The organism is Methanoculleus taiwanensis (assembly GCF_004102725.1).
Lineage (GTDB): Archaea > Halobacteriota > Methanomicrobia > Methanomicrobiales > Methanoculleaceae > Methanoculleus_A > Methanoculleus_A taiwanensis.
Window position 1 is genome coordinate 725,777 of record NZ_LHQS01000001.1, and the last position, 15,631, is coordinate 741,407.

The 15,631-nt window shown below is 59.7% G+C and carries 13 protein-coding genes and 2 tRNA genes; 7 read left to right on the forward strand and 8 right to left on the reverse strand.

The features are described from left to right. Positions 1-333: 333 nt before the first annotated feature. Positions 334-1,482, reverse strand: coding sequence for a PAS domain S-box protein (locus tag ABH15_RS03690; RefSeq protein WP_128693000.1), 1,149 nt, complete (start codon positions 1,480-1,482; stop codon positions 334-336). A 546-nt stretch (positions 1,483-2,028) separates the two neighbouring features. On the opposite strand from ABH15_RS03690, the gene ABH15_RS03695 reads away from it, so the two are divergent. The 3 genes from ABH15_RS03695 to ABH15_RS03705 all read left to right on the forward strand — a co-directional run bounded on the left by ABH15_RS03695 (position 2,029) and on the right by ABH15_RS03705 (position 6,672). Beyond that, entirely contained in the window at positions 2,029-4,665 is a 2,637-nt protein-coding gene (locus tag ABH15_RS03695; RefSeq protein WP_128693001.1) for a PAS domain S-box protein, read from the forward strand. 73 nt (positions 4,666-4,738) lie between these two features. After that, positions 4,739-5,209 (forward strand): GyrI-like domain-containing protein, encoded by a 471-nt coding sequence (locus tag ABH15_RS03700; RefSeq protein WP_128693002.1) that lies wholly within the window; start codon positions 4,739-4,741, stop codon positions 5,207-5,209. A gap of 134 nt (positions 5,210-5,343) precedes the next feature. After that, positions 5,344-6,672, forward strand: coding sequence for a hypothetical protein (locus tag ABH15_RS03705; RefSeq protein ID WP_128693003.1), 1,329 nt, complete (start codon positions 5,344-5,346; stop codon positions 6,670-6,672). Between the two features lie 69 nt (positions 6,673-6,741). Here ABH15_RS03705 and ABH15_RS03710 read toward each other — a convergent pair whose 3' ends face one another. After that, positions 6,742-7,710 carry a DNA-methyltransferase gene (locus ABH15_RS03710; RefSeq protein ID WP_241647993.1) on the reverse strand — a complete coding sequence of 323 codons (969 nt, stop codon included), beginning with the start codon at positions 7,708-7,710 and terminating at the stop codon, positions 6,742-6,744. Between the two features lie 312 nt (positions 7,711-8,022). On the opposite strand from ABH15_RS03710, the gene rsgA reads away from it, so the two are divergent. Beyond that, a complete protein-coding gene (rsgA, locus tag ABH15_RS03715; RefSeq protein WP_128693004.1) occupies positions 8,023-9,117 on the forward strand; it encodes a ribosome small subunit-dependent GTPase A in 1,095 nt (364 codons plus the stop codon). Between the two features lie 227 nt (positions 9,118-9,344). On the opposite strand, the gene ABH15_RS03720 is transcribed toward rsgA, so the two are convergent. Further along, positions 9,345-9,418: transfer RNA gene (locus ABH15_RS03720), tRNA-Phe, on the reverse strand. A 131-nt stretch (positions 9,419-9,549) separates the two neighbouring features. Between ABH15_RS03720 and ABH15_RS03725 the strand changes: the two genes are divergently transcribed. Continuing rightward, positions 9,550-10,524 carry a phosphoesterase gene (locus ABH15_RS03725; RefSeq protein WP_128693005.1) on the forward strand — a complete coding sequence of 325 codons (975 nt, stop codon included), beginning with the start codon at positions 9,550-9,552 and terminating at the stop codon, positions 10,522-10,524. On the opposite strand, the gene ABH15_RS03730 is transcribed toward ABH15_RS03725, so the two are convergent. Further along, the gene (locus ABH15_RS03730) at positions 10,511-11,299 is read right to left on the reverse strand and encodes a hypothetical protein (RefSeq protein WP_128693006.1); all 789 of its coding nucleotides are present in this window, start codon (positions 11,297-11,299) and stop codon (positions 10,511-10,513) included. The two genes, ABH15_RS03725 and ABH15_RS03730, sit on opposite strands and share 14 nt — an antisense overlap. A 42-nt stretch (positions 11,300-11,341) precedes the next feature. Between ABH15_RS03730 and metG the strand changes: the two genes are divergently transcribed. Next, complete coding sequence (metG, locus tag ABH15_RS03735) at positions 11,342-13,339, forward strand: methionine--tRNA ligase (RefSeq protein ID WP_128693007.1); 1,998 nt, start codon at positions 11,342-11,344, stop codon at positions 13,337-13,339. On the opposite strand, the gene ABH15_RS03740 is transcribed toward metG, so the two are convergent. The 4 genes from ABH15_RS03740 to ABH15_RS03755 form a co-directional block, all read right to left on the reverse strand. Further along, positions 13,314-13,835, reverse strand: a complete 522-nt coding sequence (locus tag ABH15_RS03740; RefSeq protein WP_128693008.1) for a hypothetical protein — start codon at positions 13,833-13,835, stop codon at positions 13,314-13,316. The two genes, metG and ABH15_RS03740, sit on opposite strands and share 26 nt — an antisense overlap. Positions 13,836-13,899: 64 nt before the next feature. Further along, a tRNA-Arg gene (locus ABH15_RS03745) sits at positions 13,900-13,974 on the reverse strand. Positions 13,975-14,043: 69 nt separating this feature from the next. Continuing rightward, positions 14,044-14,436 carry a DUF473 domain-containing protein gene (locus tag ABH15_RS03750; protein ID WP_128693009.1) on the reverse strand — a complete coding sequence of 131 codons (393 nt, stop codon included), beginning with the start codon at positions 14,434-14,436 and terminating at the stop codon, positions 14,044-14,046. Between the two features lie 5 nt (positions 14,437-14,441). Further along, positions 14,442-15,161, reverse strand: a complete 720-nt coding sequence (locus tag ABH15_RS03755; protein ID WP_128693010.1) for a proteasome assembly chaperone family protein — start codon at positions 15,159-15,161, stop codon at positions 14,442-14,444. 60 nt (positions 15,162-15,221) lie between these two features. On the opposite strand from ABH15_RS03755, the gene ABH15_RS03760 reads away from it, so the two are divergent. Next, a complete protein-coding gene (locus tag ABH15_RS03760; RefSeq protein ID WP_164913623.1) occupies positions 15,222-15,539 on the forward strand; it encodes a DUF5611 family protein in 318 nt (105 codons plus the stop codon). Positions 15,540-15,631 lie beyond the last annotated feature (92 nt).

A 15,631-nucleotide genomic window follows, 5' to 3' on the forward strand; every position in this document is an offset into this window, starting at 1 on the left:
CGACACGATAGCCCCGTCTTTACGCTGGTCGATGCCGACGTTCAGACTATCACAGGGGAGAATACCGTTTCCCGAAGCCGGCATGCGAACTGCCCGTATCCTCATTGAGCGGGGAGTGGATGCTGTGATCGCCGGAGAGTTCGAGCCGGAGGTTCTGGATGTATTCGTGCCCGCGGGAATACCGACGTACCCGTCGATTAGGCCACCCGGACGAGCGGTGGCGACATCACGCTCGGGGCGAAGCGGCGGGACTTCGGGCGGAAGCCGCCACGGCAGCGATAACGCTCGGGCGACTTTTCCTCCTGGAGTTCGAGCGGCGTACTCTTGCGGGTCTCAAGCCGCTTTCCCACTGCCGACGGTCGAGAGGTCGTTCTTCCGAAGGAACTCGCGGATCTTCCGCGACTCGACCCATCCCCTGTCGAGCTCTTTGATGATCGCGTTGATCCGTTGCACCTGTTCCGCAATGCTCCGCGACGTATCCTCATCCTCAAGCAGGTCGGCCCGTGCCTGGATCACCTGCAGGGGATGGCGGATATGATCGCCGAGGATCGCAAACTGTTCGATATTCCGCTCGATCTGATCGTACGCCTGCTGTTTGATCTCCCGGATTGTAATCTGCCCGGTGATGTCCTGGATATGGATGAGGTATCCCTTGACGGAGCCTTTCTCCGGTGACCGGATCGGGCGTACCCATACGTCGAGGTACAATGTTCCCTGTGTGAGGGTACCCCGGGAAGAGCGTCCCCGGCCGCTCTCCCACCGGACGACCTCGTGGAGCGTCTCTCCGGAGAGGAGTCTCTCCCGCCCGGTCAGAAGATCCGGAAATATGGTGAAGATACTGAGATCCCCGGGGGTGCACCGGCTCACGGCACCGAAGAGCGCCGTGAACGCCGGGTTGACGTCAAGCAGTCGGCCACTGATCCCGCAGTAGGCTATCCCGATCGGCGACGTCTCGAAGATGGTCTTAAAGCGCCGTTCACTCGCGAGCACCCGTTCTTCCGTCTCGATCCGATCTGTGATAGTATATGATGCGCCGATCACCGCTCCGACGTCTCCGTCTCCGTTATAGGGTGGGTGTGTGGCATGCCGTATCTCGCCTGAGACCGGGCACCCGGAGAGGGCAGCCTCTCGTGCCCTCGCCGCCGGAGCCTCGATCAGCCCTGCAGAACCCTCGTCACTCGCGGCTGCCAGCCGGTTGCTGCAGGTGCAGCGCCCGCTCCGGTCGAAGATGGATACCTCCCCGGGCGGTGCAGCGAGGATAGCGTTGATCTTCGGGATGGGGAGGTTCGATCCCGGGCCCTCATTGTGCGCGTTCCGATCTCCAGACTCGCACTCGAGGGCATCGAGGTCGTTTGAGAGCAGCCGCACTGCATCACATATCCGGGATACCCTTCCGGCGCCCTCGTCTTCTGCAGAAGCGGCGATGGTGGTCAGGGCAGAGCGCATTGCAGCAATGCGCCGCTTGAGAGTTGTTTCATTCATGCCATCGTTCCTGTTCTGTGTCTATCGATCTCTCCGTCTCCGCTCCCGGCGGGGAGCGGGTGCGATGCCACGACCCTTATACATCTCTTAATGCCCGGTTCGCAGAGTTACGGGGTATTTTCGCAAAATTCAGCAGTGAAAACGTCTCCGTTCCGATCCTTTCGGTCCGGCCGGATGCCGGGAATCCTTCCGGTCTGCCGGGCATGTCACTGAACCGGTAGTAGAGTACACTGGAGGCATTAATATATTTTTGATATTATATTGTGCAGGTTTTTTGCTAAAAGAATGGTTTTATACCAGGCATCCTGATTTTCAGCGAAGTGTGGGTCTTTCCTTCCCGCACCGGTACAAACCGGGTACCCGGCCGACCGCTGCCGGTACACGCCTGGAATACTGCATCTCTTTCGGATACTGTCCGCCCTTTTCTGATTTTACCGGACTCAAATGCTTTAAAGCACTATTTCGAGTGTTGCTGCCCGGCCTGAATATAAAAACGTTTAACTACTGTATTGTGCAACAACTCTGAAGGGCGGTGTTCGCCGGGTGATGCAGTACCGAAAGGATGATCTTGTTCTTTACAGTATCCTGGGATTTGTTATCTTCACCCTGCTTATCGCAGAACTTGGCCTGTTTCTCCTCTCAGGCGGCGTATACATCCTTATCACCCATCTCTTCTACTTTCCGGTAGTATTTGCAGCGTTCTACTATCCGCGAAAGGGTATTCTGCTCGCTACGCTCTGTGCTGCGGCATATCTCACGGCCATCTATAGTATCGCCTCTCCGGGCACCGGTGTCCTTGCGGCAGCCACGATGCAGTTCTACGTCTTCGTCAGCCTCGGCGTTGCCATCTCGGTCGTATCGGGAGACCTGAAAGTGAACGAGATGATGTACCGGAACATCTTCGATCACGCCGGCAGTGCAATCTGCCTCATCGACGCCCGTTCCGGGACTATCCTCGAGACGAACCGGCGGTGTACCTGGATGGCCGGAGTGGAGAGGCCGGAAGGGTTCCTGGCATCCCTCGATCAGCTCCTGCCCTCCCGGGTCGAGCGTGAGGAGTTTCTCCGGCGACTGCATTCCGGCGAGGCGATATCGAATTACGAGACCGTTCTTATACTCCCGGACGGAACCGGTAGAGACCTCCTTGTCTCGGCAGGTCTCCTCCCGAACGAGGTGATCATCATGACGCTTGAGGATATTACCGGGCGGAAACGTGATGAGGCGACCCTTCGCGAGAGCGAGCGGCGTTTCCGGGAACTCGCAGAGCTGCTGCCCCAACCGGTCTTCGAGTTCGGCCGGGATGGCCTCTTCATGTTTGCCAACCGGAGCGCGTTTGCGGTGTTCGGATACACTCCCGACGGCCTGCAGCAGGGCGTGCACGTCCTGCAGACGGTCGTTCCCGAAGATCGTGAACGGGCGGCGGCGGGAATCCGGCGTATCATGGAGGGAGGAGAGCGCTCGCACTCTGCCGAGTACACCGCTCTCCGAACGGACGGAAGCACGTTCCCCGTCATCATCTCATCAGGCTCCATCGACGAAGACGGGCGGGTGACGGGGGTGCGCGGCGTCATCGTCGATATCTCGGAGCGGAAAAGGATCGAGGCGCTCGACCGCGAGCATATGCGGAATCTTGAGTTCCTCTCGAGGACGGCGACGGAGCTCTCGGAGATGACGGGTGATGGTGATACCTACGCATACATCAGCGATCGCCTGCTTGAGATCTTCCCCGGTTCATCGAACGTCGTCAGTTCCATTGACGATGCCGTCCGGAGGGCGCAGGTACGGGTTGTCGGCGGGTCCGACGAGTTTCGGAACGCAATGGATGAGGTCCGGGAGAGCAGGCCTGAAGGGTTGCAGTTTGAGATCCCTCCGGCAGGTATGGCGAGCATGCTCGCGGGCGGGGTTGCCGAGATCACCGGCGGCGTCGACGAGAGTTCCTTTGGGCAGCTCTCGCCCTACCTCTGCAGCAGAATCGGCGATGCCCTCGGGGGAGGACGAATATACGGCATCGGCTTTACGTGGGGCGGACGGCTCTTCGCCGCTGCGCTTGTGTGTCTTCCCTCCGGATGTGATCTCCATGATCGCGGCGTACTGGCGGTTTTTACGCATCAGGCGTCCATAGCACTGCAGCGACGGGTTGCCGAAGACGAGCTCCGTGACCGTGAGGCGCAGTACCGCACCCTCTTTGAGAACTCGTCGGACGGCATCCTCCTGATGACGGAGGTATTCATCGACTGCAACGAACGCGCCCTGGAGATGCTCGGCTACTCACGGGATGAGGTGGTGGGTAGAAGGCCGGAGGAGATCTCCCCGGCAGTCCAGCCGGACGGCACGAGTTCCGCCGATCGTGCCCGGGAGAAGACCTGTGCCGCACTTGCCGGGACGCCGCAGCAGTTCTCATGGCAGCACCGGAGGAAGGACGGCACCCTCGTCGATACCGAAGTCTCCTTAAAAGCCCTGTCGCTGCACGGCGAGATCGTCCTGCAGGCCTCGCTCCGCGACGTTACCGAGCGGATCAGGGCCGAAGAGGCGATCCGGCAGATCAACCGGAAACTCCACCTCCTCTCAAGTATCACCCGGCACGATATCTTAAACCAGATCACGGGGATCGTCGGCTACCTTGAGATCCTGAATGACTCAACGCCCCCTGACCCGGAAGTGCAGGAGTACTTCCAGAGGATTGCCGATCTGACGAAGACTATCCAGCGGCAGATCACCTTCACCCGCGACTACGAGGATCTGGGGCTCAAAGCGCCTCTGTGGCAGCGCCTCGATGACGTCGTGCACGCCGCCGCAGCGAGCCTCGACCCGGGGGCAGGTATCACCGTCCGGATTGACGTCGGGAATGCCGAGATATTTGCCGATTCCATGTTTGAGAAGGTCTTCTTCAATCTCCTTGAAAACTCTCTCCGGCACGGGGAGACGGTCTCCGGGATCCGGGTCGCGTTCACCGTCCGGAACGGCAGGGGTGTGATATCCGTTAGCGACGACGGATCCGGCGTTCCGGAGGCGATGAAGGAGCGGATCTTCCAGAGAGGGGTCGGGAAGAATACCGGATATGGGCTCTTCCTCGTCCGCGAAGTCCTCTCCATCACCGGGATGAGCATACGGGAGATTGGTGAGGAGGGGAGCGGCGCCTGCTTTGAGATTCTGATTCCTGATGGAGTTTACCGGTGCGATTGAACGGACGTGACTCCGGCCTCCGCCCCGGGTCTTTTCACAATATTGAAGAGGCAGGCGGCAGTCATACTGGTACATGAAGAACGTTGCCGTCGTTGATGTACTCGATCAGAAGGTCGCAGGCCTCCGCCGAAACGGACGCTACGAAGAGATCGGTTCGGTGCTCATGGAACTTTACCGGTTCGTCTCGGAGAAGGGTCTTCTGATCACCGGCCCGCCAGCGTTCATCTGTCACGAGCAGACGCACGAGGAGGTCAGAGAGGCCGACAGCGCCGGAACCGCCGATATCGAGGTGGTCTTCCCGGTAGAAGGAGACGCGGCAGGCGAGAGCGGGATTGGAGTCTACGAACTTGCCGGCGGAACGATGGCCAGGATCATCCATATGGGTGCGTACCGGGACTGTGGAGAGGCTTACGAGGAGCTCTTTGCCTGGATAGCGGCAAATCACAAAACCATCGCCGGTCCCCTCCGTGAGGTCTACGTCAACAACCCCGCCGAGACGCCGGAGGACGACCTCGTCACCTGGATCTACGCGCCGATTGCGTGATTGAACAGATCTCCCCTCTTTTCAATACATACTGTGCCGCGACCACCGGCGTTCATCCCTTCTCGCACAACGCTTAAGTGCCTTGACCGGCAGTGCTGTCGTGGGTTCTGTCAGCCCCGGGGACGGGGATTGTTATGATTCTGGATGACATGCTGTACGATATTGCTTCGATTGGCCTGTACAACCTCTGGAAGGCCACGCACCAGGTGCGTAAAACGGTGAGGAGTACGGGCATGGCCGTCGAGGAGATCACCGGCGGTATCGGGGATCGGGCGGCTGATGCTGAAACGGCGTTTTCGAGCGCCGTTCATAACCTCCTGTCGTTCATCAGCGAGCTTGAGGATCTCGTGGCGGTCAGGGACGGGAGCTTCCGCGGTGAGGACGAGCTCCTGGATGTGGATGTGCGGCGGCTCTCCGCACTGCGGGTAAAGGAGAGGGAGCTCTTAGAAGAGCTCGCCCGGTACGGAGAGGGCGAACCGCCGGCGCCGGAGGAGAAGGCTCTGGCCGAGAGCAAACTCGCGATAGTGCGAAATGCCATACACGGGATACTCGACGCTGCAGAACCGGGCGTCATCCCTACCGGTCTGTATGACGCGAGAGCCGTCCTTGAACGGTTCAACACGCTTGAGCAGCCGGAGATCGAGGAGATCTTCGCGGCGACGCTCGGGAACCTCGCGGGCTTTGAATCTGTTCTTGGCGAGGTCGAGAAGCTCTTCGTTGTCAGGAGGGATACGGTGGTAGACCCCGCGGGGCTGTCGAAGGAGAAACAGGACGAGCTTGCACGGCTGCAGTCCTCGCTCATCCTCTACGACCGGCTGATCGAGAAGACGACACGGGCGACGATCCGGCTCCAGGAAGAGCTTCTCCGCGCGTATCCCGAAGAGGCCGTGGTGAGAACTCCCGTCCCGCCGGGCACCCGTGAGCGGGGAGCGTCCGCTGTCCGGGCCGGTTCGGAAACTCCGCATCCTGTTCTGCCGGGAGAGCAGCATCCCGCCCCCGGACTCCGGCCGCCGAAGAGCGTCCGCATCGCCCGGGTGATGGGACGCACCGATATTACTGCCGTGCTTGCAAACCTTGCTGCAATGCAGGGTATCAACCGGTACTACGAGCGGGAGCGGCTCAAGGTGGAGAGGAAGATCGCCCGGCTGCTGTCGGCACCGGTGGACGAACCGGGAGTTCTGCCCCGCTCGCTCGATGAGATGCGCCTTACGATCGAGCGGTTCCGGGTCAGCGGGCAGCCCCGGCTCGAGATGCTGGTCGATACCCTGACCGAGGTGATCACCGAATCGAGAACGGCGGCGGCGAATACAAACCGGACTTTCGAGGTTGCGTGCCGGTTCGCGGACGGCCTGTCCAGAAACCGCCTCCTGCTCGTGATCGGGTTCGGGGTCTTCGCGGCGCTGTTGCTCGCGAGCCTGGTGGTTCTCCTGATCATTCTGGTCGAGATCGCGCTTATCCTCTAGTAGGGCTGGCGCATGCGGCTCCGGGGCAGGCATCGCCGGACCGGCTCTCCGGTCGTTTCCGCTGCGCGATCAGGACCTGGTGTCCGCATGCTCTCCCGACTCTTTTCTGAATACGTCGTATGCTGCGGGATACTTCTCCCGGGCGGCAGCGCGTATCTTCTCAAGCCTCTCTTCGAGAGTGACGTACGCTTCCCCGTGAGCGACTGTATCGATGCGTTTCTGCAGTAACTCCTTCATCTGCAGATTTTTCTCGAACCCGAAGTAGTGGCGCCAGATGCTTTTGGCGACGACGGCAGTGGTTCCCATGCCCATGAACGGATCGAAGACCAGGTCGCCTGGCCGGGAACTGAACTCGATACATCGCTTCACGACCTCTACGGGCAGCGTCGTGGCATTCTTTGCTTCTCCGACGGTGTACTTGCGTTTGATATCCCAGACGTCCTCGGGATACGGCTCCATCTTATTGAAGTAGTATTGGTAGGGGTCTTTGACGAGCAGGATGACGTGGTAGTGGCTGGTGACGTATTTTCTTCTCGTAAAGACGCCGAACTGGTATCGCCAGATGATGTGGTTGATGGTGGTTAGATCGCTCTCTCTGGCGCCACGCAGAACGTCCTCGAGGTGGTTCCACCCGCTGAAGACATACGCGGAGGCGTGGGGTTTCATGATCCGCTGCACCTCGCCCATCCACGCTTCAGTGAATGCAGCGTAGTCCTGATCGACCTCGTGGTAAGCATCCACTACATGGTCGCTGTTTCTATTATATGCAGACGCTTTGCCGGAGAACTCGATTCCGAACGGGGGATCGGCAACAACGAGATCGACGGAAGAGGACGGCATCCGCTCCATGCCCCTGATGCAGTCCTCGAAGAGAATGGTGTCATGATCGACCGGATGGCACGACGCCTCTTCGTAGCGTCTCCGTGCCTCATCCGGTGTCCAGTAATCGTCCGGTGAAAATCTTATCGATGCAAGACCGGGGATGTATCTCTTCTTTCCGCTCCCCTTTCTGTTGCCCCCGCTCGTTACACCTGCCACAGTCCCTATTTCATTCCGGTCAGCTAAATAATTTGTGATTTCAAAGATTGTTTTCTCTGACCTGCATCGCTACGCCGGAAGAGTATCAGGACGGCCCCGACGCCCGAATACTGCTCACGGATTACATCCCGGGAGGGCACTGTTCTGCGAGCATCTCCTCAAACCGGACTAATCAGGCCTCACCGCTCATTTTCATGGTTGCAGTCGGCTCTTTTGCAGGTTTGAGCGCATTTCGGGTTTGCACGAGAATAGTGACACATTTCACTACTTTTATGCATCCGGGGGTGTACGTGCTATGAGGAGAAGATTATTATGACTCCCGATGCCGCACAATTCAGTTCATCGCGCGAGTTCACGCTCGAGACCCTGGGGTGGGATGAGTCGCTTGCTTCTGCGTTTGAACGCTATCGGGATTCGTATACCCCGGGAAGGGTCTCAAGCCGGCATCGCACCACCTTTGCTATTATAACCGAGTCCGGATCCATGCAGGCCGGTATTTCCGGAGCACTCCGCCGTGTCGGCCGGATACCGGCAGTCGGGGATTTTGTCGTCCTGCACAGGCAGCCCGATACCGGAACCTCTATGATCGTGGATATTCTCCCGCGAAAGACGCTTTTTACCCGCGGTGTCCCCGGTAGAGACGGGGATGACCAGGTGGTGGCTGCAAACATCGACACTGTCTTTATCGTGACCGCGGCCGGCGCCGACCTGAACCGCCACAGGCTCGAACGGTACCTGACCCTCGTCCATGCATCGGGTGCAGAACCAGTGATCCTCATCAACAAGGCGGATCTTGCCATAGATCCCTCGACGCTCACGTCGGAGATTGCGCCCGTCGCCACCGGAGTGCCGGTTATCACGCTCAGTGCCGTAACCGGATATGGCCTCTCGGCGCTCGATCCGTTTCTCCTGCCCGGCAGAACGGTTGCTCTTATCGGGTCGTCCGGGGTCGGGAAATCCACGTTGATCAATACTCTGCTGCAACGGACTGTGCAGGATACCGGCCGGGTGCGGGAGTCCGATGGGAAAGGTCGTCACACAACCTCTGTTCGCCAGATGTTCATTCTCGAGAACGGCGCGCTGGTCATCGATAATCCGGGACTGCGCGAGGTCGGGATCGGCACCGCCGGTTCCGGCATGAACGACACGTTCCCGGAGATTCGGGAGCTGGCAGCCGGATGCCGGTTTTCGGACTGCCGGCACGAACATGAGCCGGGTTGTGCGGTCCGCGAAGCGGTCGCGGAGGGCCTTCTCTCACAGGATCGTCTTGAGAGTTATCTCATGCTCGCAAAAGAGCTCGAGTTTCAACAGGAAAAAGCCGAGATCGGGCTCGCCCGATCGGAGCGGAAACGGTGGAAAGAGATCAGCAAGGTGGCACGGGATATTCGCGGTACGAAAGAGCGATAGTACCTTTCCGGCCTCCTCAACCTTCCCTCGTAAGCGGCTCTTCGAAAAGAACGCCTTTCACTCTCTCCTGCACCGACGTTTCCGCTTTCGCGCTATCGGGAAAAGAGCAGCACCGATGGTATGGGACGAGCGATCTCTCTGGAGAACCGGCACTGCCAACCCCGGACCTGAGAGTTACCGGAAACCGAATGAAACTCCGTTACGGGAATTGAACCGAAAAACAGAAGTGCCTCAGCCCGGATTTGAACCGGGGACAACCAGATCTTCAGTCTGGCGCTCTCCCGGACTGAGCTACTGAGGCGTTGGATACTAATGTTGTCTGTCGTGCCTAATAAATTCTGTGATTCGTCACTCCTGCGTCACCCCGCATCATCCCGGAACCGACCGTGAAGACGTGCCTTTTTATCACCTTGCATGCCGAAACTGGTACCAATGGATAGGAGCGGCCGTGAACGGGATGGGAAAGAATCGAACCTGATGAAGGCACTCTCCGAACGGAGTCAGCATGTCGTTCATCTCACCCACAACGACCTTGACGCCGCCGGTGCCGATGCCATCCACCGGATACACTACGGCGATGTCTTCACGGTCTTCGCATCGGTGGGAAAGTTCCCCGGCCTCTTCGACGCGGTCGCGGGTGCCCCGGGCCGCGGCGACCTGATCAGCATATCCGATCTCGGTTACTTCAAGGATGTGGAGAAACGGATCAAGAAAGCCCGTTCGAACGGCTGGCGGATCGAGTGGCGGGATCATCACCGCTGGCGGGAGGAGGAAATCCGGTCGGTTGAGGGTATGGTTGACCTGCTCCGGGTCGATACCTCCGTCTGCGCCACCGGCCTTGTCGCCCGCGACCTCGCGCCGGAGAACCCGACGGCGACGGAGATCGCGCGGGTGGTCTGCGACTACGACCTCTGGAAACACGAAGACCCGCGGTCGAAGGTGCTCGGGCAGGTGGTGATGCGCGGCCGGAGAAACCGGGATTACGTCCGCGACCGTCTTGCCGCCGGGGTCTTCTCCGACCCCCAGATCGAGCAGGAGTACGCCGCTATCGTCCGCGAGATGGAAGAGAACATCGAGAGCAGCCTCAAGCACGCGACGGTCTATACCGAGCCGTACCGGATCGTCTTTGCGCCCCTCTATGGCTATCCGAGCGAGACCGCCCATACGATCCGGGACACTCTCGACACCGAGATCGAGGTGATCGTCTCCCAAAACGGCCGGTTCTCCATCCGCTCCGTCCCGCCGATCAGTCACCTGATCGCCCGTGAGTTCGGCGGTGGTGGCCACCCGCACGCAGCAGGAGGCAGTTTCGAGTTCACCCTCCTCGACCGGATCTCGTTCTGGCTCTTCAAGAAGAACAAGCACTACCGTTCGCTCGTCGAGGTCTCGGGCACTATCTCAGAATAAACGCCTCTTGCCCGAGGCTCTCCCAGTACATGGTGCAGTCCGCCGCGCAGTAGCCTCCCGCAAGGAGCGTATCCGGATCGAAGTATCCGGCCGCGTTCGTCAGATCGGTGCTCGTCGGATTGATCAGCACCAGACGGCGGATGGAGTACTCCTCGGCACGTTCGACCGCGAACGGGAGCTGCTCCGGGAGGATCGGAAGTTCGTTCTGGTATTCGAGCAGCAGTTCGAGATCGAACCGTTCAGGGTCTTTTGGGAAGAAGATGCACTTCTTCCCGGCGAGGCGTTCGAGCTCCGTCTCGTCCGCCGTATCGGTTATCATCACGTGCCCCTGCACGCCGCGGTCGCGCATCTCACGCATGAGGCGTGCCGTGAGGTCGGCAAGAAGCTCTTTAAAATCTTCAGGGTCCTCGATATAGCCGTCGGTGACGCCGAGGAGGTGCGGGGCGGGTATTGCGACCCTGATGCCTTTCTTCCGTGCTACGAGTGCCGCTGCGTCCGCCGTAACCTCACGCGGGTCGATGCCGGGTTCATCGACCAGCACTCCTTCTTCGACCCCGATCAGGGCGCCGCGGAAACGCTCGCCGTAGAAGAGTCCACCGACGGTAGGAACCTCGATCGGCTGCTGGGCTGCAAGCGACGTCTCGAGTTTGTAGGTGAGAAGATCGCCCCCGCTCTTCCCCCGCCTCGCCGCTATCCATGCGGCAAGCTCTTCAATCGTGGGGGTGCCTACCTCGGAACCGTAGGATCGTACCGGGATATTCAGACGTTTCGCCATGCGCTAGTATCTTTATTAGCATCGCCACCAGAACGTATAAGGATGAGTGGTAAGCCGTTGCTGGTGACGTGCGGGCTCCCGTATACGAACGGACCCTGCCATATCGGGCATCTGCGGACGTACGTGCCTGCTGACTTTTATGTGCGGTATATGCGTCGCGCCGGGGAAGATGTCGTCTTTATCTGCGGATCTGATAATCACGGGACACCTATCGTGATCAGTGCGGAGCAGGAGGGTTCGACGCCGCGCGAGCTCTCGGAGCGATACCACGACCACTTCGACTCGACGTTCAAGCGGATGCTGGTCGAGTTCGACCGGTTTGGCATGACGGACGATCCTGTCAACCATGAAACGACGAAAGACCTGGTGCAGCGGCTCATCGACAGGGGCTACGTCTACCCGAAGACGATCAGCCAGAGTTACTGCCCCGACTGCAGCAGGTTCCTCCCCGACCGCTACGTCGAAGGGATCTGCCCGCACTGCGGCGCCATCGCACGAGGCGACGAGTGTGATCAGGGGTGCGGCCAGCACCTCGAGCCGGGCGAGATCAGGGACGCCCTCTGCAAGGTCTGCGGGGCGAAGGCCGAGTTCCGCGACCAGGAGCACTACTTCTTCAAACTCTCCGAGTTTAAGGATTTCCTCCTCGAGTACCTCCCCGACCTCCGGGGATCGTCGAACGCCCGGAACTACGCACTCGGGTGGGTCAAAGAAGCCCTCCACGACTGGTGCATCACCCGGACGCTCGAGTGGGGCGTCAAGTTCCCGGGAAGGGACGATCTCGTCGTCTACGTCTGGGTCGACGCACCGATCGGGTATATCTCGTTCACGAAGGAGTGGGCGGACCGCGTCGGTGCGGACTGGAAGGACTACTGGTGCGGTGACGATACCCGGGTCACGCACTTCATCGGTGGCGACATCATCTACCACCACTGCGTCTTCTGGCCTGCACTCCTGGAAGGCGCCGGCATGGATCTGCCGCACGCCGTCGTCGCAAGCGGGATGGTCACGATCGAGGGGAAGAAGTTCTCGAAGTCACGCGGCTATGTCGTCTGGACGAACGACGACTACCTGGAGCAGGGTCTCCCCGCAGACTACCTCCGCTACTATCTCCTTGCCTACACGAACCACACCAAGGAGCTCGACTTCTCCTGGAAGGTCTACCAGCAGCGGGTAAATAGCGAGCTCGTCGGGACACTCGGCAACTTCATCTACCGCACCATGCACTTCGCCGCGAAAGAGTTCGGCGGCGTCCCGGCGGTTCCGGCAGAGCCTGCCATCCTCGAGGAGATCGATCGCTCCTTCGCCGCCGTCGACCGGGCGATGCGGGAGTACGAGTTCAAGAATGTTGTCGATGCGATGATGACGCTGGCGTCGTTCGGGAACGGTTACATCCAGAACAACGCGCCCTGGAAACTGATCAAGGAAGACCGGGCTGCGGCGGAGCAGGTGATCGCAAACTGTCTCCAGCTCGTCAAAGCTCTCATCCTCGTCTTCGAGCCCCTCCTCCCCGAGACGGCGCAGCGGGCGTGGGAGATGCTCGGTTACGGCGACGCCGCACAGGTTCACACGTTCGCGGAGGCGACGGAGCCTATCGGTGCGCGAACGCTTGAAAAGCCGGCGCCGCTCTTTGTCAAGATCGAGGACGACCGGATAAGCGACCTCGAGACGCTCCTCGGCCAGCGTGTCGATGCGGCGAAGAAAGCCGCGGAGAAGAAGCAGGTAAAGACGGTTCCGATCGAGCTTTTCGGCGAGCTCGAGATCCGGGTCGCCCGCGTCATCACAGCAGAACCGATCAAGGGATCGAAGAAACTCTATAAACTGACGGTCGACCTCGGCGACGAACGCCGGCAGGTCGTGAGCGGGATCGCGCAGTTCTACTCGCCGGAAGAACTCATCGGGCAGGACGTCGCGATGATCGCAAACCTCGCACCGGCGAAGATCTTCGGTGTCGAGAGCCAGGGGATGATCCTCGCCGCCGGAGATGCGGCATCACTCCTCGTACCGCTCCGTCCGGTCAGCCCGGGGACACCGGTCCGTTGATCAGGAACACCTGATCTATCCTGTTTTTCAGCGAACTCTGGTCGTAAACGACGATCCGCCACCGTCCGGCAGGCGAGAACGGGTGGGCGGCGGGAAGATAGGCGGCCGTAAAGACCATCTCCTGCTCGTCGGTGATCCAGTAGCCGGACACAGCTTCGTCATCTACGGGAAAACGGAAGATGTACGCGGTCTCCCCCGCGCCGAGCGTCGTGTTCCGGAGGATCGCGGTATGCACATCACGGAGCGTTCCTTCGGGGTCGATGAGGTAGATCCGGCAGTTCGTGAGGTTGATCGCGTTCTCTGTGCCGGATATGCGTACTACCGGTGTCCCGGCATATCCGGCGACGGTCTCAACCGGGAGGGGCAGTGCCGGGTCTGCGGCTGCAGTCTCCCCTCCCGGCACCAGGAGACCTGCGGCTACGACGGTCATCAGCACTGCAGCTATGGTTATGGCAGAGATCGTCGCCGTCCCGGTGGAGATGGAGCCCCGTTTCACGAGCAGCCTGTGGGCGTCTTCTTATATTTGAAACTATGGGTGCAGCGGCGCAAAAGAGATGAAGCGGGCCTGGAGGGATTCGAACCCCCGACGTCCGGGTTAGAAGCCCGGCGCTATGTCCTGGCTAAGCCACAGACCCTTGCCTTGTTCCCATATAGATTAGGCCTCTGTGGTAATTAATCCTTTGAGTCCTGGCAAAAGGGGGGCGTCATCCTGCCCGGTAGCAGGACGACCTGACGATATCGACTTTTGTCGGTTTCCCCCAGTCCTGGCCCTCCACGCCGCGGGCGAGGGTCGATCCGGCGTATCTGACCTTGATCCGCGCCGACATACGTTCGCGCTCCTCAAAGTAGGCCGGATTGACGAACTCGACGAGCCGTTTCATGCTGATACTGAGTGCGAGGAGATCGACAAGGATCCCGGGATCGCCTTCGGAGAAGTCGTCCTGGTCGACCGAGGTCATGAAGACACATTCCCCCGTCGACGCCTCTGTCAGGGAGATGATGTTGTGGGCGCTCGATAACTCGATCGTGCGGGCCTTTCCGTTCTTGAGCTCTGCAATGACTGATGGTGAGATCCCGGTTAATGCTGTGCACATCATGAGAATCACCCGTACATCGGCAGCTGCTGTTCCCGCCTCCCGGGCGCTGCTTCGGTCTTCTGTACCTGTTCGGCAATCTGTGCCATGGCCGCCTCGATCTCGACCGCCTGCTCGACGAGCGGCTGCACGTCGAGGCCGAGGTTGTAGATCTTATTGAGCACCTCGATCGTCGAGGCCGATGCCCGCGGGTCGGGTGTGTTCACCGTCTCTCCGAGGAGCCCCATCGCCGGGATGCTACGGGTCTTGCACTCGGTGAGGACACTCGCCGCAATCCCCGAGATGCTGCCCATGGGCAGAATGATCGTATCGTCTGCAATCTTCTGCAGGGCGATCTCTGTCGTCGCCACCCCGAAGACACGCTTCTCGGGCTCGTTGGTGATGATGCCGGCGATAGTGACGATCTCCCGCAGGTTGTACTGGCCGAGCCAGTTCATGATCCCGTTTGCCACCTCGTAGCAGATCATCGGGTGGATCGGGACGTCCGAGACGATCGCGGCAAGATTGTTTTTTTCGTAAAGCCGTACCGGGGCGCTTATCACGCCCTTCGCCATGAGGGCGACCGGCGGAAAGTACTTGCTCGTAATCGATCCGATCTGCTCGAACTCCATCTGTTCGACCAGGTACTGCAGTGCGATACTGCCCACGAGACCACTGCCGGGAAAACCGATCAGCACCGTTTTTTCAGCGCTGCCGAGGTCCCTGGCGGTTACCTTTATATCGTCCATACGCTCACATCCCTCCCCGTCGGATTAGTTTAACATAGCTGGATGTCCCTTAAAAATATTATGCAAGAGTACTCGATAAAGCGAGGATACGGTAAAAATCTCGAAGAAAACATGATCCAGAGTCTCCGGGATCAGTTCGGGGTGGAGCCCGAAGAGTCCGGCGGCCACTATACCATCGCCTTCGGTGCCCTGCAGCGTCTCGAGGTCTGGACCGGGGAGAAGGGCAAGACACTGATCGTCGATACGGAGTCGAATGCGGATGTGGACGATGAGACGATCATCGAGACGAACCGCCGGTTCCGGAAGTATCTCGAGCAGGTAACCGGATACAACTCGAAAGAGCGTGCAAAAAAGGCAAAGAAGGCTATTGAGGACTGATAGCCGCAAGAACATCTCTTTCCTTCGTTTCTTTCATCGATCCTGGCGGCCATCGCTTCTCTCACCTGCCGTGAGGGATGCACCGCGAGAAA

Excerpts from the sequence above, each read along its gene's own strand:
- ABH15_RS03705 (WP_128693003.1), top strand. The coding sequence starts at position 5,344 with ATGATTCTGGATGACATGCTGTACGATATTGCTTCGATTGGCCTGTAC.
- metG (WP_128693007.1), top strand. The coding sequence starts at position 11,342 with ATGAGTGGTAAGCCGTTGCTGGTGACGTGCGGGCTCCCGTATACGAAC.
- ABH15_RS03750 (WP_128693009.1), bottom strand. The coding sequence starts at position 14,436 with ATGATGTGCACAGCATTAACCGGGATCTCACCATCAGTCATTGCAGAG.
- ABH15_RS03760 (WP_164913623.1), top strand. The coding sequence starts at position 15,222 with ATGCAAGAGTACTCGATAAAGCGAGGATACGGTAAAAATCTCGAAGAA.
- ABH15_RS03730 (WP_128693006.1), bottom strand. The coding sequence starts at position 11,299 with ATGGCGAAACGTCTGAATATCCCGGTACGATCCTACGGTTCCGAGGTA.
- ABH15_RS03690 (WP_128693000.1), bottom strand. The coding sequence starts at position 1,482 with ATGAATGAAACAACTCTCAAGCGGCGCATTGCTGCAATGCGCTCTGCC.
- ABH15_RS03725 (WP_128693005.1), top strand. The coding sequence starts at position 9,550 with ATGGATAGGAGCGGCCGTGAACGGGATGGGAAAGAATCGAACCTGATG.
- ABH15_RS03700 (WP_128693002.1), top strand. The coding sequence starts at position 4,739 with ATGAAGAACGTTGCCGTCGTTGATGTACTCGATCAGAAGGTCGCAGGC.
- ABH15_RS03695 (WP_128693001.1), top strand. The coding sequence starts at position 2,029 with ATGCAGTACCGAAAGGATGATCTTGTTCTTTACAGTATCCTGGGATTT.
- ABH15_RS03755 (WP_128693010.1), bottom strand. The coding sequence starts at position 15,161 with ATGGACGATATAAAGGTAACCGCCAGGGACCTCGGCAGCGCTGAAAAA.
- rsgA (WP_128693004.1), top strand. The coding sequence starts at position 8,023 with ATGACTCCCGATGCCGCACAATTCAGTTCATCGCGCGAGTTCACGCTC.